Consider the following 18,025-nt stretch of genomic DNA (forward strand, 5'->3'; position numbering starts at 1 on the left):
CGTGTCTCACGGGCCCGCCGTCTCGCGTCCGGACTCGGACGACCCGACGGACGCCGTCTCCCGCCGCACCGGCACCGGCCGGGCCGCCCGGGGCCCGGCGGCGGCCGGTCCGGGTTTCGGCAGCGGGACCGTCATGGCGACGAGCAGCCCGAGGACGAGCGCCGAGAGCACGATCACCGCGATGCCCAGGCCCGAACTCGTCTGTGACAGCAGCAGCATGGCAAGCGTCGAGAAGATCACGGTGCAGGAGCCGTAGGCGAGCTGTGCGGCGGTCGGACGAGGCCTGGCGGTCGGACGAGGCATGGCAATCGTGTCCTCGGGTGGGTGCTCCCCCCGGACCTCTCGCGAATGGGGGAGGGTGCGGACAAGGATCTGCGGGTCGGACAACGGTGTCGACTTGGCTTTCCGCCGGCATACCGGCGCTCCGCCAGTCGACTCTATTCCGCTGCATGCCCGACCGGAACGACCAGTAAGCGTGACCTAACCCACGGTGCCGGAGCATGGGGGGCGCACGGAGTCATGGCGTCCGCCAACCGGACGGTACGACGCGCCCGTTGGCGTCCCGCGGACCGTCCGGATAGCGAACGAACACTTCGCATAGTGCACTTGGCCTGTCCAAGTCAAGATCTGTCTTTTCCTCGGCAACTCCGGTCGAATGTCGTCACTTGAATCGCGTGTACGGCGCGCGGGACCCTCCATGACCAGGACCCCCATCCTCTCCGCGCGCACGGGGCGCAGGGGAGGAAATCAAGTGACCAGCAAAACCTGGACGTTCAGAGCGGCCGCAGTGGGCGTCGCCCTCGCGGCGGCGACCGCCACGTTCTCGACGTTCGCCGTGGCCCAGGCCGATGACGCACCGTCGTCGGCGACCGTGGACCGCCACGACCCGCAGCCGGTCAGGAACAAGGTCGAACACGACCTGGACGGCCCGCTGAGCAAAACCCGGGAAGCCCAGCGCCAGGAGGCCCTGAACCGGGTCATATCCGGCGACGCCGCGGTCAAGGACCGCGACGGCTCCCAGGTCGTGAAGCTCAACAAGAGCAAGTACGTCGAGGTCGGCCGCGAGAAGACCGACCAGATCTTCACGATCCTGGTCGAGTTCGGCGACCAGATCGACAGCAAGTACGGCGGCACCGCCGGCCCGCTGCACAACCGCATAGCCGCGCCGGACCGTGCCAAGGACAACAGCACGGCCTGGCAGAAGGACTACGACCAGAAGCACTTCCAGGACCTCTACTTCGGCACCGGCAAGAAGACCGAGTCGCTGAAGAAGTACTACGAGAAGCAGTCCTCGGGCCGCTACTCGGTCGACGGTGAGGTCACCGACTGGGTCAAGGTCCCCTACAACGAGGCCCGTTACGGCTCCAACTACTGCGGCCAGACCAACTGCTCCAGCGTCTGGAACGTGGTGAGCGACGGCGTCACCGCCTGGGTCGCCCAGCAGAAGGCGGCCGGCAAGAGCGACGCCGCCATCAAGGCGGACCTCGCCCACTACGACCAGTGGGACCGCTACGACTTCGACGCCGACGGCGACTTCAACGAGCCCGACGGCTACATCGACCACTTCCAGATCGTGCACGCCGGTGAGGACGAGTCGGCGGGCGGCGGCGCCCAGGCCACGGACGCGATCTGGGCACACCGCTGGTACGCGTTCGGCTCCGACGCGGGCGCCACGGGCCCCACGGGCAACCGGCTCGGCGGCGCGCAGATCGGCGACACCGGCATCTGGGTCGGCGACTACACCATCCAGCCGGAGAACGGCGGACTCGGCGTCTTCGCCCACGAGTACGGCCACGACCTGGGCCTGCCGGACGAGTACGACACCTCCGGCGGCGGCGAGAACGGCACCGGTTTCTGGACGCTGATGTCGGCCGGCTCCTGGCTCGGCACCGGCAAGGAGTCCATCGGTGACCTCCCGGGCGACATGAACGCCTGGGACAAGCTGCAGCTCGGCTGGCTGAACTACGACACCGCCGAGGCGGGGAAGAAGTCGAAGCACAAGCTGGGTGTCGCGGAGTACAACACCAAGGACAAGCAGGCGCTGGTCGTCACGCTGCCGAAGAAGGCGGTCACCACCCAGGTCGTCACGCCGGCCCAGGGTGCCACCCAGTGGTGGAGCGGCAGCGGCGACAACCTCAAGAACACGCTGACCCGTTCGGTCGACCTCACCGGCAAGTCGAAGGCCGCGCTGACCCTCGACGGCTGGTGGGACATCGAGGAGGAGTACGACTTCCTCTACACCGAGGTGTCCACCGACGGAGGCGCCAACTGGACCGCCCTGGACGGCACGGCCGACGGCGCGGCCATTCCGCGCGACGGCAGTGACAAGCCGGCCCTGACCGGCACCACGGCCGCGTACAAGAAGCTGTCCTTCCCGCTCGACGCCTACGCGGGCAAGAAGATCGACCTGCGGTTCCGCTACTCCTCCGACGGCGGCAAGGCGCTGAAGGGCTTCGCGGCCGACGAGATCACCGTGACCGCCGACGGCTCGGCCCTCTTCTCCGACAACGCGGAGAACGCGGACGCGGCCTGGACGGCCAACGGCTTCTCCCGCATCGGCGCGTCCTTCACCAAGGACTACGCGCAGTACTACCTGGCCGAGAACCGCCAGTACGTCTCGTACGACAAGACCCTCAAGGTCGGCCCGTACAACTTCGGCTTCTCGGCGACGCGTCCCGACTGGGTCGAGCACTACCCGTACCAGAACGGTCTGCTGATCTGGAAGTGGGACACCTCGCAGGCGGACGACAACACCAGCGAGCACCCGGGCGAGGGCCTGATCCTGCCGGTGGACGCGCACGCCAAGGCGCTGAAGTGGGCCGACGGCAAGCTGCTCCGCAACAAGATCCAGACCTTCGACGCGACCTTCAGCACCTACCCGACGGACGCGTTCACGCTCCACAACGCCGACGTCGCCCTGAAGATCAAGTCGCAGAAGGGCGTCCCGGCCTTCGACGACCGCCGGGGCTCGTACTACGACCCGGCGAACCCGTTCAACAGCGTCAAGGTCACTGACACCAACACCACGATCAAGATCGTCAAGGAGCCCGGGGACGGCTCCACGATCACGCTCAAGGTGGGTCCTTCGACCAAGTAACTGACGTCTTCCCTGGTCAGACCATGATCGGCCGCAACCCCTCTGGCGGGCTGCGGCCGATCGTGTTTAGGTGCGTCCTGTGACTTTCTTATTGACACCAGATCTCACGGGGGTGTGACCGCATGGCCGCAGGGGGTTTCAGCAAGCTGCCGGACGGCAGCGTGGTGGTGGCGCTCAACCTGCCGAGTCCGGCGGGCCCGGGCACCGGCTGCCTGCGCTTCCTCGTGCTCGCCCAGAACCGCGCCCGCGCGCTGACGCGGCTGCGCAATCTGGGGATGCGCGCGGTCTACCTCCGCGGCAACGCGGCGCCGCCCACCCCGGACGAGATCACCGCGGTCCTGCACCACCCCGACGGCCTGCTCTGGCGCACGGCCCCCGACAACGGTGTCACGGCGACGGAACTCTGGCACCCGATCCGGTCCCTGTCGCGCCGGCCGGTTCCCCAGACCTGACCGGCCACAGCGACCATTTACCGGCCGGGACGACCCGTGTCCCGGCCGGGACGGCCGGCCGCCCGCACACGGGACCGGCGCCGACGGCCGGACCGGTGTGTGGTCACAGCTCTCAGACCACCGGCTTCCCGGAGAGTTCCACGCCCGCCTCGCGCAGCTCCTCCAGCGCCCGGTGCGTGGTCTGCTCCGCCACTCCGGCGGTCAGGTCGAGCAGCACCTGCGTGCGGAAGCCCTGGCGGACCGCGTCCAGCGCGGTCGCCCGCACGCAGTGGTCGGTGGCGATGCCGACCACGTCGACCTCGTCGATCTCGCGGGCCTTGAGCCAGTCGCCCATCGGGACGCCGTTCTCGTCGGCACCCTCGAAGCCGCTGTACGCGGCCGCGTAGGCGCCCTTGTCGAAGACGGCGTCGATCGCGCCGGAGGCGACGGCCGGGGCGAAGTTCGGATGGAAGCCCACGCCCTCGGTGCCCGCCACGCAGTGCGCGGGCCAGGAGTGGACGTAGTCGGGGTTGTCGGCGAAGTGACCGCCGGGAGCGATGTGCAGGTCGCGGGTGGCGACGACGTGCCGGTAGCCCGCGGGCGCCTGGCCGATCAGCTCGGTGATCGCGGCGGCCACGTCCGAGCCCCCGGCCACCGCGAGGCTGCCTCCCTCGCAGAAGTCGTTCTGCACGTCTACGACGATCAAGGCGCGGCGCATGGTCGGTGTCCTTCGGCTCGGCGGGTGTTCGGTGGTGGGTGCGGGCCCGGCCGTCTCTCGTCACCCGGGCCCGGACCCGGACCCCGGCCGGCGGGCGGCGCGGGTGCCGGGGGCGGTCGTGCGGGCGCGGGTCGTCGAAACCGGGCGTAGGGACTTCGGGTGCACTGCGGGAGGGGGCATTCGGCGGCGGCGGGAGGGAGGCGGACGTGGCCGTTGCATTCCCGCTCACCGGTGGTTCATGCGCGCCCGGCCGCCCGGAGCGCGGCCCCGGCCCCGCCCCGTCTGGGAGGCGCGGTCCGGCCCCGCCCCGTCTGCGGTGGCGTGGCCGGCCTCGCCTCTCAGACGTATTCCGTCGGGATGACCGGCTCGCCGCGCGAGAGCTGCATCGCCGACAGCGGGAGGTTCGCCCGGGCGGCCGCGTGCCGGCTGCGTACGACGTCCAGGGCCTCGCGGGCCAGCACCCTGCCCCCCTTGACCAGTTCGACCAGCAGCTGACGGTCCGCGAGCTCGGCGGGCACGGCACCGGTGCCGATCACCTCCGCCTCCGCGACGCCGTACTTGTCCAGGCGCCGCGCGGCCCACTTGCGGCCGCCGAGGGACGTCTTGCCGCCGGACGACTTCTTCGCGACCGGCTCCAGCGGGGCGTTCGGGTCCGCCGACTCGGCACGGGCGACCAGCTTGTAGACCATCGAGGACGTCGGATGGCCGGATCCCGTCACCAGCTGGGTGCCGACGCCGTACGCGTCCACCGGCGCCGCCGCCAGCGAGGCGATCGCGTACTCGTCCAGGTCGGAGGTGACGATGATCTTCGTCTTGGCCGCACCCAGCTCGTCCAGCTGCTGGCGCACCCGGTGCGCGACCAGCAGCAGGTCACCGGAGTCGATGCGCACCGCGCCGAGCTCGGGCCCCGCGACCTCCACGGCTGTGCGGACGGCCTCCTGCACGTCGTACGTGTCCACGAGCAGCGTGGTGCCCCGGCCGAGCGAGTTCACCTGTGCCTGGAAGGCGTCCCGCTCCCGGTCGTGGACGAGCGTGAAGGCGTGCGCGCTCGTCCCCACCGTGGGGATGCCGTACCGGAAGCCGGCGGCGAGGTCGGAGGTGGTCGCGAAGCCGCCGACGTACGCGGCGCGCGCGGCGGCCACCGCGGCCAGCTCGTGGGTGCGGCGCGCGCCCATCTCGATCAGCGGCCGTTCGCCCGCCGCCGAGGACATGCGGGACGCGGCCGCGGCGATCGCCGAGTCGTGGTTGAGGATGGACAGGATCACGGTCTCCAGGAGCACGCACTCCGCGAAGGAGCCCTCCACCCGCAGGACCGGCGACCCGGGGAAGTACACCTCGCCCTCGGGATAGCCCCAGATGTCCCCGCCGAAGCGGTACGCGGCGAGCCACTCCAGGGTGGGCTCGTCGACGATCCCGTTCTCCCGCAGGAAGCCCAGCACGTCCGCGTCGAAGCGGAAGTTCTCGACGGCGTCGAGGACCCGGCCGGTGCCCGCCACCACGCCGTACCGCCGGCCGTCCGGCAGCCGCCGGGTGAAGACCTCGAAGACCGAGCGCCGCTCGGCGGTCCCCCCGGCCAGGGCGGCCTGCAGCATCGTCAGCTCGTACTGGTCCGTGAAGAGCGCCGTCGAGGGAACTTCCACCGGCAGGCCAAGGTCCGCTGTGTTCATGACGACGGATCGTACTCCCATCTCGTCACACTGACGATTTGTGGGTCCGTTTCGCCGCGCGGCCCCCTCAGGTGGCAGCATGGGCGGTGTGACGGCTCCCGCACCCCTAGAGACCGAGAAGACCGAGTCGGCGGAGGAGGTCTTCGCCGTACCCGAGCCCGACGTCCCCTGGGTGACGATCGTCCACAACGACCCGGTCAACCTCATGAGCTACGTCGCGTACGTCTTCCAGACGTACTTCGGCTACTCCAAGGACAAGGCCAACAAGCTCATGCTCGACGTCCACCACAAGGGCCGCGCGGTCGTCTCCAGCGGCACGCGCGAGGAGATGGAACGCGACGTGCAGGCCATGCACGGCTACGGTCTGTGGGCCACCCTTCAGCAGGACCGGAAATGACCGCACCGGCCGCGGCGCCCGGTACCGCACGAGCGAACCGGCCGGCCGCGGCGCGCAGTACTGGAAGTAGCGACGCACCCTGATGCCAGGACACTTCGAACCGCTCCCCGGCGGCGGCGCGGCCGTCGCGCTCGACGAGGTCGAGATCTCCATCATCCGCTCGCTCGCGGTGCAGCTCCTGGAGCTGATCGGCCCCGGCCCCGCCGAGAACGCGCCCGGGGACCCGCTCGCCGAGCTGTTCGCCGAGGGCCCAAGCGAGCCGCCCGCCGATCCCGTGCTGCAACGTCTCTTCCCGGACGCGTACAGCGGCCCCGGCGTCGAGGCCCACTCGCCCGAGCAGGCCGAGGAGCAGCGCGCCCACTCCTCCGAGTTCCGCCGCTTCACGGAGAACGACCTGCGCGCCGGCAAGCGCGACAACGCGCTGACGGTGATCCGCTCCCTGGACGCGCTCACCCCCGCCGGGGACGGCGGGGCGGTCCTCGAACTGTCCGCCGGGCAGTCCGAGCAGTGGCTGCGGGCCCTCAACGACCTGCGGCTGGCGATCGGCGCCCGGCTCGACGTCGTCGACGAGGAGGACACCGACCTGCTCTACCGGCTCCCCGACGAGGACCCGCGCAAGCCCATGGTGCTGGCGTACCTGTGGCTGGGCGGTCTCCAGGAAACCCTCGTCGAAACCCTTATGCCCTGACCTGTCGGGACAATCACCCTTCGTTGTTCGCTCAGCGGACGCTCAAATCCGGATAACGATCGCATTACCGTGGCCGCGCCCTATGGGGTGCGGTTCACCTTTTGTCCGGTTCTTTCTGTGGTGTGCGCCACGAACGCCTCAGCCGATCACTGTTGCGGCCGTGATAAATCTTCACGACCGCCCGACGGGACGACACCCAGGTCCCGACGGGTGCGCCACCGAGCCGGCGGATCGCCGGCCAGGCACAGCTCCATCACATCCGGGGGGATCGGGACCCGATTCCGAGGCCGCGCAGACGGCTCGGGTCGGCATGGAGAAAGGCGCACCAAACATGACCTCATCGCAGGTCGACAAGCAGTACGACGGCAGTGAGGCCGTGCAGAGCGCGGCGACCGAGGACGGCGAGGGCTACCAGCGCGGTCTCGGATCCCGGCAGATCCAGATGATCGCCATCGGCGGCGCCATCGGCACCGGTCTGTTCCTCGGTGCGGGCAAGGGCATCTCGAAGGCCGGGCCCAGCCTGATCCTCGCCTACGCCATCGCGGGCGTGGTCATCTTCTTCATCATGCGCGCCCTCGGCGAGCTGCTCATGTACCGCCCCGTGTCGGGCTCCTTCTCGGAGTACGCACGCGAGTTCATCGGCCCCTTCGCGGGCTTCGTGACCGGCTGGACGTACTGGCTCTTCTGGGTCGTCACCGGCATCACCGAGGTCACCGCGGCCGCCACCTACATGACGTACTGGTGGGACATCCCGCAATGGGTCTCCGCACTGGTCTTCACGGTCATCCTGTACGCCGTGAACCTCATCTCCGTGAAGCTCTTCGGTGAGCTGGAGTTCTGGTTCTCGATGGTCAAGGTCACCGCCATCGTCGGCATGATCCTCATCTGCGCCGGCATCCTCACCCTCGGCTTCTCCGACGCCGGCGACACCGCGTCGGTCAGCCACCTGTGGAGCGACGGCGGCTTCTTCCCGCACGGCATCGGCAGCACCCTGATGACCCTCCAGATGGTCATGTTCGCCTTCCTCGCCGTCGAGCTGGTCGGCGTGACGGCCGGCGAGTCCAAGGACCCGAAGACGGTCCTGCCGAAGGCCATCAACACCGTGCCGTGGCGCATCGCCGTCTTCTACGTCGGCGCCCTGATCATGATCCTGTCCGTCGTGCCGTGGACGAACTTCCAGCCCGGGGTCAGCCCCTTCGTCGCCGCCTTCGAGAAGATGGGCCTCGCCGCCGGCGCGGGCATCGTCAACTTCGTCGTGCTGACCGCCGCGCTGTCCTCCTGCAACTCCGGCATGTACTCCACCGGCCGCATGCTGCGCGATCTCGCGCTCAACGGGCAGGGCCCCAAGGTCTTCACCAGGCTCACCCGCAGCGGCACCCCGCTCATCGGCACCACGGTCTCGGCCGCGCTGATGATGGTCGGCGTCTGGATCAACTACCAGTGGCCCGGCGAGGCGTTCAACTACGTCGTCTCCTTCGCCACCATCTCCGGCATGTGGGCCTGGATCGTCATCCTGATCTGCCAGATCCGCTACCGCCTCAAGTCCGACCGCGGCGAGCTGCCCCGCTCCACCTTCCCGGCCCCCGGCGGCATCTGGGCCAGCGCCCTCTCCCTCGCCTTCATCGGCATGGTGATCGTGATGATGGGCATCGACAAGGACGCCCGCATCTCGCTCTACTGCGCCCCCGTGTGGGCCCTGCTCCTGGGTGTCTCCTACCTGGTGCTCAAGAGCCGCAACCCGCAGGGCGCCGCCTTCGTCAAGCGCTGACCTCCGAGGCGCCGCGTGCCACGCGCCGCCCTCGTCGGCGCCGGACCGGCCGTCCGGCATCCGGGCCGTCCCGTACCACCCCTCGGTACGGGACGGCCCTTCTGCTTATCCTGACCAGCATGCTGACCATCACCCAGGCGCTCTTCGACCAGATCGTCGCGCACGCGCGGCAGGACCACCCCGACGAGGCCTGCGGCGTCGTTGCGGGCCCGGCCGGCACGGACCGCCCGGAGCGGTTCATCCCGATGCTGAACGCGGCCCGCTCGCCCACCTTCTACGAGTTCGACTCGGGCGACCTGCTGAAGCTGTACCGCGAGCTGGACGACCGCGACGAGGAACCGGTCGTCATCTACCACTCGCACACCGCCACCGAGGCCTACCCCTCGCGCACCGACATCTCGTACGCGAACGAGCCCGGCGCGCACTACGTCCTGGTCTCCACGGCCGACGCCGACGGGGCCGGGCCCTTCCAGTTCCGCTCGTACCGGATCCTCGAAGGCGTGGTGACGGAGGAGGAGGTCACCGTGGTGGAGAGCTACTGATCCCGCATTTCGGTCAGAATTCATCCACTATCTGAGATCACACTCGGGGATCCCGACCGGGAATCGATACGATGAGCGCATGGTTTCCCACGACGTGAGCGAGAAGACGCCGGGCATGCTGCTCGTGGCGCGGCTGCACGTCGACCTGTGCAGGCTCAACAGCGCCCTCTGTCCGCGCTGACCCCTGCCGCCGTACGGCCGTGGGGCCGCGGCGTCCGCACCCCGCGTCCCGCTACGCACGCAGCGCCGCCGCGCGCCCACCGACCTGACTTTCCTCCCGACAGGAGCCCGCAATCATGGCCATCGAGGTCCGCATCCCCACCATCCTCCGCACCTACACCGACGGCCACAAGGCCGTCGAGGGCGGCGGGGAGACCCTCGCCGAGCTCTTCGCCGACCTGGAGACCCGCCACGCGGGCATCCAGGCCCGGATCGTGGACGCCGGCGAACTGCGCCGCTTCGTCAACGTCTACCTCAACGACGAGGACGTCCGCTTCCTCGACGGCATCAACACCAAGCTGACCGACGGCGACAACGTCACGATCCTGCCGGCCGTGGCCGGCGGCATGGCCTGATCGGTATGCGCTACGACTCCCCGCTGGCCGCGGTGGGCAACACCCCCCTGGTGCGCCTGCCGCGGCTGTCGCCGTCCGAGGACGTGCGCATCTGGGCCAAGCTGGAGGACCGCAATCCGACCGGCTCGGTCAAGGACCGCCCGGCCCTCCACATGATCGAACAGGCGGAGAAGGACGGCCGGCTCACGCCCGGCTGCACCATCCTCGAACCGACCTCAGGCAACACCGGCATCTCGCTCGCCATGGCCGCCAGGCTCAAGGGCTACCGCATCGTCTGCGTCATGCCTGAGAACACCTCCCGGGAGCGCCGCGACCTGCTCGCCATGTGGGGCGCCGAGATCATCTCGTCCCCGGCGGCCGGCGGCTCCAACACGGCCGTACGCGTCGCCAAGGAGCTCTCGGCCGAGCACCCGGACTGGGTGATGCTCTACCAGTACGGCAACCCCGACAACGCGGGCGCGCACTACGCGACGACCGGCCCGGAGATCCTCGCCGACCTCCCCTCCCTCACCCACTTCGTCGCCGGACTCGGCACCACCGGCACCCTCATGGGCGTCGGCCGGTTCCTGCGCGAGCACAAGCCCGACGTCAAGATCGTCGCCGCCGAGCCGCGCTACGACGACCTGGTCTACGGCCTGCGCAACCTCGACGAGGGCTTCGTCCCCGAGCTGTACGACGCCTCCGTCCTGACCACCCGTTTCTCCGTCGGCTCCGCCGACGCCGTCACCCGTACGCGGGAACTGCTCCAGCAGGAGGGCATCTTCGCCGGCGTCTCCACCGGCGCCGCCCTGCACGCCGCGATCGGCGTCGGCAGGAAGGCGCTGGCGGCGGGGGAGAGCGCCGACATCGTCTTCGTCGTGGCCGACGGCGGCTGGAAGTACCTGTCGACGGGCGTCTACACGGCCGCGACCACGGAAGAGGCCATCGAGACGCTCCAGGGCCAGCTCTGGGCGTAGGACCCGGCGCACTCCCGATGCCGGAGGGGCCGCCGGACCCGCGGCCCGTCCGGCGTCCGGGGCCGGCCGCCGTCCCATGAGGGCTGCGGCCGCCGGCGTCCGGGGCCTCGGTCCGGCCCACGGGGGCACGGCCGCGCGGTCACCGGGCCAGGTGGCGCACCTGGTCCCACAGCGCGGGATCCACGGCCCCCACCCGGCGCCGGAAGTCCCCGACCGGAACGTCCCGCAGCTCGTCCGTCTCCAGGTAACTCGGCCTGTCGTGGGCATCGCCCACCGACCCCGGCGGCAGCGGGATCACCCCGGCCCGCTCGTCGTGGTACTTGCTGGTGATCTTCGCGACCGTCGCCCGGCGCCCGCGCACGGACAACACCAGACAGGGCCGGTCCTTCGCGCCCGGGCCGTCCTCGTAGGGCACGTTCGCCCACCAGATCTCCGCCGGCCGGGGCCTGCCCACCCGTCCCCGCGGCTCCGCCGCCCGCCCGGACGGACGCCCCGGCGGACGCGTACGTCCCGGCGGGCGCCGCCCGCGACCCCAGCCGTCGACCAGTGTCGCGACCAGAGCGAGCAGTACCACGGCCACCAGGGCGAGCCACCAGGTCGTGTCCATACCGTAGAAGGTACCGGCGCGCACCTTCGGCCGCCGTCCCGGCCCCGTCCGCCGCACGTCCGTCCGAACCGGTGCCGCCCCGGTCCGGCCCCGTCCGCCGCATGTCCATCCGAACCGGTGACAGCACAGGTGAGTTCGCCCACAACGGCCCCTGGCGGAGGAGCGACGGGACCTTTTGCGCCTTACGCTCGACGCACCGCACGACGCCCGTTCCCGTTTCGTTTCTGCCTTTGCATTTCCCGCCAGCGCGGAGGTTCCAGCTCTCATGAAGCTCACCGTCGTCGGCTGCTCGGGGTCGTTCCCGTCCGCGGAATCGGCCTGCTCGAGCTACCTCGTCGAGGCCGACGGCTTCCGGCTGCTGCTCGACATGGGCAACGGTGCCCTGGGCGAGCTGCAGCGCCACTGCGGTCTCTACGACCTCGACGCGATCTTCCTCAGCCATCTGCACGCCGACCACTGCATCGACATGTGCGCGTACTTCGTCGCGCGCTACTACCGCCACGACGGCGGCCGCTGCGACCCCCTCCCTGTCTACGGACCCGAGGGCACGGAGCAGCGCCTGACCACGGCGTACGCGGACACGCCCTCCGCGTCCTCGATGAGCGAGGTCTTCGACTTCCACACGGTCAAGCCGGGCTCGTTCGAGATCGGCCCCTTCGCCGTGCACACGGAGAAGGTGCGCCACCCGGTGGAGGCGTACGGCATCCGGGTCGAGCACGGCGGGCGCTCGCTGACCTACTCCGGGGACACGGGGGTCAGCGACGCCCTGGACCAACTCGCCCGCGGCACCGACCTGTTCCTGTGCGAGGCGGCGTTCACCCACGGCAAGGAGAACATCCCCGACCTCCACCTCAACGGCCGCGAGGCCGGCGAGACGGCCACCCGCGCGGGAGCCCGCCGCCTGGTCCTCACCCACATCCCCCCGTGGACGGACCCCCGGATCAACCTGGCGGACGCGCGCGCGGTGTACGACGGCCCGGTGGAACTGGCGGTACCGAGCAGGTCGTACGAGGTGTAGGCACTCCTCCCGCGGCCTTGCGGCCGCGCGCACCCGAGCCCGCTCGGGTCGGCCGGGACGAGCCGTCGGCCACGGCGGCCCGCGAGTCGATCAGCAGGCAGCGGTCGGCGTCCCGGGCGAGTGCCGCGAGGCAGTCCGCGATGCCCTGCTCCTCGTCACGGGTGAGCACGGCGGCCGTGACCGGCGTCGCTCGGTGACTCTCGTAGAGCAGCGCCAGTTCCGCCGGGTTGGGTGAGGGGAGCGATGCCCCCGCCAGATCCGCCGAGACGGTGGTGACCAAGGTCAGGTCGGCGGCCAGCCGTGAGGGAGGCAGACCGTCGGGCGTGCGGGCGAGGTCCAGCAGTTCCGCGAACTTCATTTCGGTGAGGACTTTCTGACGAGTATGGCCGGCGGTCGCTGGCCGGGCCGACCGCGGCTTCGGGGACTGGTCCAGGGAGATGTGGAGGTCGAAGGGAACGTCCTGGACATGGCCGTGCGACACCACGACCTTGGTCGCCTGCAGCTTGTCGCAGCCCAGCGACTTCCAGAGCGTGTAGTAGTCCATGTAACTGCAGGACAGCGGATTCCCGATCTGCGCGAAGATCCATTCGCAGCGCGCACGGCTCGGCTTGCCCTCACCCGAGGCGGCTGCCGCCTCCTCGTCGGTGAGCACGGTGAACTGCATGTCCCGAAGAGCTTGAAGACTGATCGATTTCCCCACTGTGTCGGTCGTGACCGTTTCCGGCCTTCGTGTTGGGCCGTACCTGGTCACGGTGCGGCCGCGGTCCCGGCCGTACGAGGCGGGAATGTAAATGATCAAGCCGTATGGACAGGTGATCATCTTCATGCAGGAAAAGTCGGGGAATGTGGAACCCCGCGAGGCTTTCGGGACTGCGCCGCCTCCGCGGGCGAAAAGCGTGTTCCCTTCGGGCATGCCGAATTCCCCGGGCCGCCTTGCGGTCCGGGGAATTCGAGTGGTACGGCTTTTCCTGGAGGCCCTACTTGGCCTCCGCCTTCTGCAGTTCCGCCAGTTCCTCGTCGGACTCACGGCCCGGCGTCGGCAGGTTCCACTTGGTGATGGCGAAGCGGAAGACGACGTAGTAGACGGCGGCGAAGCACAGGCCGACCAGGACCAGGCCCCACGGGTTGGTCGCGATGCCGAGGTTCAGGCCGAAGTCGACCGCGCCGGCCGAGAAGCCGAAGCCGTCCTTCATGCCGAGCGCCCAGGTCAGCGCCATCGAGACCCCGGTGAGGACCGCGTGGATCGCGTAGAGGACCGGCGCGATGAACATGAAGGTGAACTCGATCGGCTCCGTGACACCCGTGACGAACGAGGTCAGCGCGAGCGAGAACATCATGCCGCCGACGACCTTGCGGCGCTCGGGGCGGGCGCAGTGCACGATCGCGAGGCAGGCGGCGGGCAGCGCGAACATCATGATCGGGAAGAAGCCGGTCATGAACTGTCCGGCGGTCGGGTCGCCGGCGAGGAAGCGCGAGATGTCGCCGCTCTTGCCCTCGTACGAACCCGCCTGGAACCACGGGAAGGAGTTCAGCAGGTGGTGCATGCCGATCGGGATGAGCGCGCGGTTGGCGACACCGAAGATGCCCGCGCCGACGGCGCCCGAACCCACGAGCCACTCGCCGAAGTTGTGCAGCCCCGTACCGAGCACCGGCCAGATGTAGCCGAAGACGACACCGATGACGAGGCCCGCGAAGGCGGAGAGGATCGGGACGAGGCGGCGGCCGCCGAAGAAGCCTGCCCAGTCGGGCAGCTTGGTCCGGTAGAACTTCTGGTACAGCAGCGCCACGACTATGCCCATGACCACGCCGCCGAGGACCTTGGCGTCCACGGGCGCGTCGACCATGACGACCTTGCCGTCGACGGCCGTCGCCACCTTCGGCAGGTTCTTGTCAGTGAACGTGGCCAGCACGTTCTTGAAGACGAGGTAGCCAACCACGGCCGCGAGGGCGGTGGAGCCGTCCGACTTCTTCGCGAAGCCGATCGCGATACCCACGGCGAACAGCAGCGCCATGTTGTCGAGGATGGCGTTGCCGCCGGCCGACATGAAGCTCGCGATCTTCGTGAGGAACGCGGGGAAGGACTCGCGTCCCAGCATGTCGGTGTTGCCTAGGCGCACCAGCAGTGCGGCGGCGGGCAGGACGGCGACCGGAAGCATCAGGCTGCGGCCGATGCGCTGCAGCACAGCCATCGCGCCGGCACCCTTCTTCTTCTCGGCCGCGGGAGCGGCGCTGGCCGTGGACACAACTTCCTCCAGTGGGCAAGGCGCCGCCCGGGGACAGGGGGTTTGGGGAGCGGCGTGGTCTACACCACTCAGTGGTGTAGACCTGTTGTAGCACGGTGAAGGCTGGATAAGGAACCCGCGGAATTTGTGGCCTCGGCCATAGCGGAACAACCGGTTCCATACGTCACGAAGGGCCCCCGGACCAGGCAGGTCCAGGGGCCCTTCGGGCGGCGAGGGGCACACGCCCCCGGGGCGCTACGCCCGCGTCGTGTCCTCCACCTCGTCCTCCGGCTCACGCCCCGGAGTCTTCAGATCGAACTTGGTGATCGCGAAACGGAAGATCGCGTAATACACGGCGGCGAAGCACAGCCCGATCGGAATCATCGCCCACGGCCTCGTCGCCAGGTTCCAGTTGATGACGTAGTCGATCAGACCCGCCGAGAAACTGAACCCGTCGTGCACCCCGAGCCCCCAGGTCACCGCCATGGACACACCGGTGAGCAGCGCGTGGACGGCGTACAGCGCAGGCGCGATGAACAGGAACGAGTACTCGATCGGTTCCGTGATGCCGGTGACGAACGACGTCAGCGCCACCGAGAGCATCAGACCGCCGATCTCCTTGCGGCGATGCGGCTTCGCACAGTGCGTCATGGCCAGACACGCCGCCGGCAGCGCGAACATCATGATCGGGAAGAACCCCGACGTGAACTGCCCCGCGTTCGGGTCACCCGCCAGGAACATGTTGATGTCACCGTGCACCACCGTCCCGTCCGGCTTGGTGAAACTGCCGAACTGGAACCAGACGGGCACGTTCAGGAACTGGTGCAACCCGATCACCAGCAGCGCCCTGTTGGCCACACCGAACACGCCCGAACCCCACGCACCCAGCCCGACCAGCCAGTCACTGAAGTTCTCCAGCGCGTCACCGATCGGCGGCCACACCCACACGCACAACGAGGCGACCACGATCGCCACGAACGCCATGATGATCGGCACCAGCCGGCGGCCGTTGAAGAACCCGAGCCAGTCCACCAGCTTCGTCCGGTGGAAGCGCTGCCAGAAGTACGCCGACAGCAACCCGATGACGATGCCCCCGAACACCCCGGGATTCTGGTACGTGAACTCCACGACGGAGTTGTCCTCCGCCTGACAGCCCAGCTTGACGGCGAGACTCCCCGACGGGCAGTCCTCGGGGAAGGCACGCAGCACGCTGTAGTAGACGAGGAAGCCCACCACCGCCGCGAGCGCCGTGGAACCGTCCGCCTTCTTCGCCATGCCGATCGCGACACCCACACAGAACAGCATCGGCAGCCCCAGCTGACCGTCGAGCAGCGCGCCGCCCGCCGCACCCATCACCTTGGACACGTTGTCCCAGCCGAGCCCGTCCGCGCCGAACACGTCCGGCTGGCCCAGGCGGTTGAGAATGCCCGCGGCCGGCAGCACGGCGATGGGCAGCTGGAGGCTGCGCCCCATCTTCTGGAGCCCCTGGAAAGCGGTGTTCCAGCGGCCGCGTGCGGGTGAGACGGCACTGTCGGCGCTCATGGACGTCCTCCGGGAACAGGACCGGGTTTGGCGGCCGTTGAAAAGTGGTGTAGACCAGTTGCGAACGGTCGGGCTGTCGTGATCGTCATCATTCGGCACACACCGCACGACCGCTCGCGAAGATGGGCCAACTGTGGGTTACTGCGACAAAAGCGGTTCGGATCAGGGAGAAGGACATGGCCACCAAGGCTGAGAAGATCGTTGCCGGGCTCGGCGGCATCGAGAACATCGAAGAGGTCGAAGGCTGCATCACCCGCCTCCGCACCGAGGTCGTCGACCCCGGCAAGGTCGACGAAGCCGCCCTCAAGGCCGCAGGCGCCCACGGCGTCGTCAAGATGGGCACCGCCATCCAGGTCGTCATCGGCACCGACGCCGACCCCATCGCCGCCGACATCGAAGACATGATGTGAACACCTGAACCCACCGGACCCAGCCGGACCCACCACGTCCCGCCGGGCCCGCCGGGCTCACCCCCAGGGGCCGCCTTCCCCACCCGGAGCGGCCCCTGACCCATGTACGGCTAGGCTCGTCGCCATGTCTCGAATCGACGGCCGCACCCCCGACCAGCTCCGCCCCATCACCATCGAGCGCGGCTGGAGCAAGCACGCCGAAGGCTCCGTCCTCGTCTCCTTCGGCGACACCAAGGTCTTCTGCACCGCCTCCGTCACCGAAGGCGTCCCGCGCTGGCGCAAGGGCAGCGGCGAAGGCTGGGTCACCGCCGAATACTCCATGCTGCCCCGCTCCACGAACACCCGCGGTGACCGCGAATCCGTCCGCGGCAGGATCGGCGGCCGCACCCACGAGATCAGCCGCCTCATCGGCCGCTCCCTGCGCGCCGTCATCGACTACAAGGCCCTCGGCGAGAACACCATCGTCCTCGACTGCGACGTCCTCCAGGCCGACGGCGGCACCCGCACCGCCGCCATCACCGGCGCCTACGTCGCCCTCGCCGACGCCGTCACCTGGGCCCAGGGCAGGAAACTCGTCAAGGCCGGACGGCAGCCCCTCACCGGCACCGTCTCCGCCGTCTCCGTCGGCATCGTCGGCGGCGTACCCCTCCTCGACCTCTGCTACGAGGAAGACGTCAAGGCCGACACCGACATGAACGTCGTCTGCACCGGCGACGGCCGCTTCGTCGAAGTCCAGGGCACCGCCGAGGCCGAACCCTTCGACCGCAAGGAACTCAACGCCCTCCTCGACCTCGCCGTATCGGGCTGCGACGCACTCGCCGCCGCCCAGCGCACCGCCCTCGAGGCAACCGCACACTAGCCGTACGCGTTCTTAGAGGTACGGGCGCACGGCCCAGCCGCGCGCCCGCGACCACACCATGCCCACGGGGAGGGACCCTTCCATGGCCTCGCGCCACCGCACCGCGGCACTCGCCGTCGCCGCCGCACTCGTCGTCCTGCCGGCGGCCGTCGGCTGCGACGCCGTCAACAAGGCCCTGGACTGCGTCCAGACCGCAGACGCCATAGCCGACAGCGTCACCGACCTCCAGCAGGCCGTCGAGAACGCCGCCAACGACCCGACACAGACCGACGAATCCCTCCGCTCCATCGAGCGGAACCTCGACAAGATCGACGACACCACCGACAACGCCGACGTCAACAAGGCCGTCGACGACCTCGGCACCGCCGTCGACAACGTCCGCACCGCCATCAAGAACGGCGACGACACCCCCGACATCAGCCCCGTCACGGACGCGGCCGGCGAACTCACCAAGGTCTGCACCCCGTAACACCCGCCGCGACCACGGCCGTCCGGCCGGGACCCCGCCGCACCCCTGGATACTGGTGC

At 69.4% G+C, this 18,025-nt stretch carries 20 protein-coding genes; 13 read left to right on the forward strand and 7 right to left on the reverse strand.

All coding sequences use genetic code 11. The annotated features are described in order from the left end of the window. Positions 1–6: 6 nt before the first annotated feature. Complete coding sequence (locus AC069T_RS31285) at positions 7–303, reverse strand: hypothetical protein (RefSeq protein ID WP_478785948.1); 297 nt, start codon at positions 301–303, stop codon at positions 7–9. A gap of 448 nt (positions 304–751) precedes the next feature. Between AC069T_RS31285 and AC069T_RS31290 the strand changes: the two genes are divergently transcribed. Both AC069T_RS31290 and AC069T_RS31295 read left to right on the forward strand, forming a co-directional pair. Then, positions 752–3,097, forward strand: coding sequence for an immune inhibitor A domain-containing protein (locus AC069T_RS31290; RefSeq protein ID WP_478785949.1), 2,346 nt, complete (start codon positions 752–754; stop codon positions 3,095–3,097). Positions 3,098–3,219: 122 nt separating this feature from the next. After that, the gene (locus tag AC069T_RS31295) at positions 3,220–3,549 is read left to right on the forward strand and encodes a hypothetical protein (RefSeq protein WP_478785950.1); all 330 of its coding nucleotides are present in this window, start codon (positions 3,220–3,222) and stop codon (positions 3,547–3,549) included. 112 nt (positions 3,550–3,661) lie between these two features. Here AC069T_RS31295 and AC069T_RS31300 read toward each other — a convergent pair whose 3' ends face one another. Beyond that, entirely contained in the window at positions 3,662–4,246 is a 585-nt protein-coding gene (locus tag AC069T_RS31300) for a nicotinamidase (protein ID WP_478785951.1), read from the reverse strand. 338 nt (positions 4,247–4,584) lie between these two features. Further along, positions 4,585–5,913 carry a nicotinate phosphoribosyltransferase gene (locus AC069T_RS31305; protein ID WP_478785952.1) on the reverse strand — a complete coding sequence of 443 codons (1,329 nt, stop codon included), beginning with the start codon at positions 5,911–5,913 and terminating at the stop codon, positions 4,585–4,587. 79 nt (positions 5,914–5,992) lie between these two features. On the opposite strand from AC069T_RS31305, the gene clpS reads away from it, so the two are divergent. The 7 genes from clpS (at position 5,993) to AC069T_RS31340 (ending at position 10,839) form a co-directional block, all read left to right on the forward strand. Next, positions 5,993–6,310, forward strand: coding sequence for an ATP-dependent Clp protease adapter ClpS (gene clpS / locus AC069T_RS31310; protein WP_476751298.1), 318 nt, complete (start codon positions 5,993–5,995; stop codon positions 6,308–6,310). 82 nt (positions 6,311–6,392) lie between these two features. After that, positions 6,393–6,998, forward strand: a complete 606-nt coding sequence (locus AC069T_RS31315) for a DUF2017 domain-containing protein (RefSeq protein ID WP_478785953.1) — start codon at positions 6,393–6,395, stop codon at positions 6,996–6,998. A gap of 331 nt (positions 6,999–7,329) precedes the next feature. Then, on the forward strand, positions 7,330–8,766 hold the full coding sequence (locus tag AC069T_RS31320; RefSeq protein WP_478785954.1) for an amino acid permease: 1,437 nt from the start codon (positions 7,330–7,332) through the stop codon (positions 8,764–8,766). A gap of 119 nt (positions 8,767–8,885) precedes the next feature. Further along, complete coding sequence (locus tag AC069T_RS31325) at positions 8,886–9,308, forward strand: M67 family metallopeptidase (RefSeq protein WP_478785955.1); 423 nt, start codon at positions 8,886–8,888, stop codon at positions 9,306–9,308. 79 nt (positions 9,309–9,387) lie between these two features. Next, positions 9,388–9,489: a putative leader peptide gene (locus AC069T_RS31330; protein ID WP_355780362.1), complete on the forward strand. Its 102-nt coding sequence runs from the start codon at positions 9,388–9,390 to the stop codon at positions 9,487–9,489. A 115-nt stretch (positions 9,490–9,604) separates the two neighbouring features. Continuing rightward, positions 9,605–9,883, forward strand: coding sequence for a MoaD/ThiS family protein (locus AC069T_RS31335; protein ID WP_358851379.1), 279 nt, complete (start codon positions 9,605–9,607; stop codon positions 9,881–9,883). A gap of 5 nt (positions 9,884–9,888) precedes the next feature. Beyond that, on the forward strand, positions 9,889–10,839 hold the full coding sequence (locus tag AC069T_RS31340) for a PLP-dependent cysteine synthase family protein (protein ID WP_358851378.1): 951 nt from the start codon (positions 9,889–9,891) through the stop codon (positions 10,837–10,839). Positions 10,840–10,978: 139 nt separating this feature from the next. Here AC069T_RS31340 and AC069T_RS31345 read toward each other — a convergent pair whose 3' ends face one another. After that, positions 10,979–11,446, reverse strand: a complete 468-nt coding sequence (locus AC069T_RS31345) for a type II toxin-antitoxin system PemK/MazF family toxin (RefSeq protein ID WP_478785956.1) — start codon at positions 11,444–11,446, stop codon at positions 10,979–10,981. Between the two features lie 265 nt (positions 11,447–11,711). On the opposite strand from AC069T_RS31345, the gene AC069T_RS31350 reads away from it, so the two are divergent. Next, positions 11,712–12,464 carry an MBL fold metallo-hydrolase gene (locus AC069T_RS31350; RefSeq protein ID WP_478785957.1) on the forward strand — a complete coding sequence of 251 codons (753 nt, stop codon included), beginning with the start codon at positions 11,712–11,714 and terminating at the stop codon, positions 12,462–12,464. On the opposite strand, the gene AC069T_RS31355 is transcribed toward AC069T_RS31350, so the two are convergent. The 3 genes from AC069T_RS31355 to AC069T_RS31365 all read right to left on the reverse strand — a co-directional run bounded on the left by AC069T_RS31355 (position 12,388) and on the right by AC069T_RS31365 (position 16,228). Next, the gene (locus tag AC069T_RS31355; RefSeq protein ID WP_478785958.1) at positions 12,388–13,128 is read right to left on the reverse strand and encodes a hypothetical protein; all 741 of its coding nucleotides are present in this window, start codon (positions 13,126–13,128) and stop codon (positions 12,388–12,390) included. The two genes, AC069T_RS31350 and AC069T_RS31355, sit on opposite strands and share 77 nt — an antisense overlap. A gap of 313 nt (positions 13,129–13,441) precedes the next feature. After that, a complete protein-coding gene (locus tag AC069T_RS31360) occupies positions 13,442–14,707 on the reverse strand; it encodes a PTS transporter subunit EIIC (protein WP_356237616.1) in 1,266 nt (421 codons plus the stop codon). 234 nt (positions 14,708–14,941) lie between these two features. Beyond that, positions 14,942–16,228, reverse strand: a complete 1,287-nt coding sequence (locus AC069T_RS31365; RefSeq protein ID WP_478785959.1) for a PTS transporter subunit EIIC — start codon at positions 16,226–16,228, stop codon at positions 14,942–14,944. 122 nt (positions 16,229–16,350) lie between these two features. On the opposite strand from AC069T_RS31365, the gene AC069T_RS31370 reads away from it, so the two are divergent. The 3 genes from AC069T_RS31370 (at position 16,351) to AC069T_RS31380 (ending at position 17,966) form a co-directional block, all read left to right on the forward strand. Beyond that, a complete protein-coding gene (locus tag AC069T_RS31370; RefSeq protein WP_121402717.1) occupies positions 16,351–16,638 on the forward strand; it encodes a PTS glucose/sucrose transporter subunit IIB in 288 nt (95 codons plus the stop codon). Between the two features lie 124 nt (positions 16,639–16,762). Further along, positions 16,763–17,497: a ribonuclease PH gene (rph, locus tag AC069T_RS31375; protein WP_478785960.1), complete on the forward strand. Its 735-nt coding sequence runs from the start codon at positions 16,763–16,765 to the stop codon at positions 17,495–17,497. 82 nt (positions 17,498–17,579) lie between these two features. Further along, positions 17,580–17,966 carry a hypothetical protein gene (locus AC069T_RS31380; protein ID WP_478785961.1) on the forward strand — a complete coding sequence of 129 codons (387 nt, stop codon included), beginning with the start codon at positions 17,580–17,582 and terminating at the stop codon, positions 17,964–17,966. Positions 17,967–18,025: the final 59 nt, after the last annotated feature.

It is taken from the genome of Streptomyces sp. NPDC043867, assembly GCF_056435845.1.

What these genes read in the sequence shown, in the direction of transcription:
- AC069T_RS31285 (WP_478785948.1), bottom strand. Translation starts at nt 303, where the DNA reads ATGCCTCGTCCGACCGCCAGGCCTCGTCCGACCGCCGCACAGCTCGCC.
- AC069T_RS31295 (WP_478785950.1), top strand. Translation starts at nt 3,220, where the DNA reads ATGGCCGCAGGGGGTTTCAGCAAGCTGCCGGACGGCAGCGTGGTGGTG.
- AC069T_RS31300 (WP_478785951.1), bottom strand. Translation starts at nt 4,246, where the DNA reads ATGCGCCGCGCCTTGATCGTCGTAGACGTGCAGAACGACTTCTGCGAG.
- AC069T_RS31305 (WP_478785952.1), bottom strand. Translation starts at nt 5,913, where the DNA reads ATGAACACAGCGGACCTTGGCCTGCCGGTGGAAGTTCCCTCGACGGCG.
- clpS (WP_476751298.1), top strand. Translation starts at nt 5,993, where the DNA reads ATGGGCGGTGTGACGGCTCCCGCACCCCTAGAGACCGAGAAGACCGAG.
- AC069T_RS31315 (WP_478785953.1), top strand. Translation starts at nt 6,393, where the DNA reads ATGCCAGGACACTTCGAACCGCTCCCCGGCGGCGGCGCGGCCGTCGCG.
- AC069T_RS31320 (WP_478785954.1), top strand. Translation starts at nt 7,330, where the DNA reads ATGACCTCATCGCAGGTCGACAAGCAGTACGACGGCAGTGAGGCCGTG.
- AC069T_RS31325 (WP_478785955.1), top strand. Translation starts at nt 8,886, where the DNA reads ATGCTGACCATCACCCAGGCGCTCTTCGACCAGATCGTCGCGCACGCG.
- AC069T_RS31330 (WP_355780362.1), top strand. Translation starts at nt 9,388, where the DNA reads ATGGTTTCCCACGACGTGAGCGAGAAGACGCCGGGCATGCTGCTCGTG.
- AC069T_RS31335 (WP_358851379.1), top strand. Translation starts at nt 9,605, where the DNA reads ATGGCCATCGAGGTCCGCATCCCCACCATCCTCCGCACCTACACCGAC.
- AC069T_RS31340 (WP_358851378.1), top strand. Translation starts at nt 9,889, where the DNA reads ATGCGCTACGACTCCCCGCTGGCCGCGGTGGGCAACACCCCCCTGGTG.
- AC069T_RS31345 (WP_478785956.1), bottom strand. Translation starts at nt 11,446, where the DNA reads ATGGACACGACCTGGTGGCTCGCCCTGGTGGCCGTGGTACTGCTCGCT.
- AC069T_RS31350 (WP_478785957.1), top strand. Translation starts at nt 11,712, where the DNA reads ATGAAGCTCACCGTCGTCGGCTGCTCGGGGTCGTTCCCGTCCGCGGAA.
- AC069T_RS31355 (WP_478785958.1), bottom strand. Translation starts at nt 13,128, where the DNA reads ATGCAGTTCACCGTGCTCACCGACGAGGAGGCGGCAGCCGCCTCGGGT.
- AC069T_RS31365 (WP_478785959.1), bottom strand. Translation starts at nt 16,228, where the DNA reads ATGAGCGCCGACAGTGCCGTCTCACCCGCACGCGGCCGCTGGAACACC.
- AC069T_RS31370 (WP_121402717.1), top strand. Translation starts at nt 16,351, where the DNA reads ATGGGCCAACTGTGGGTTACTGCGACAAAAGCGGTTCGGATCAGGGAG.
- rph (WP_478785960.1), top strand. Translation starts at nt 16,763, where the DNA reads ATGTCTCGAATCGACGGCCGCACCCCCGACCAGCTCCGCCCCATCACC.
- AC069T_RS31380 (WP_478785961.1), top strand. Translation starts at nt 17,580, where the DNA reads ATGGCCTCGCGCCACCGCACCGCGGCACTCGCCGTCGCCGCCGCACTC.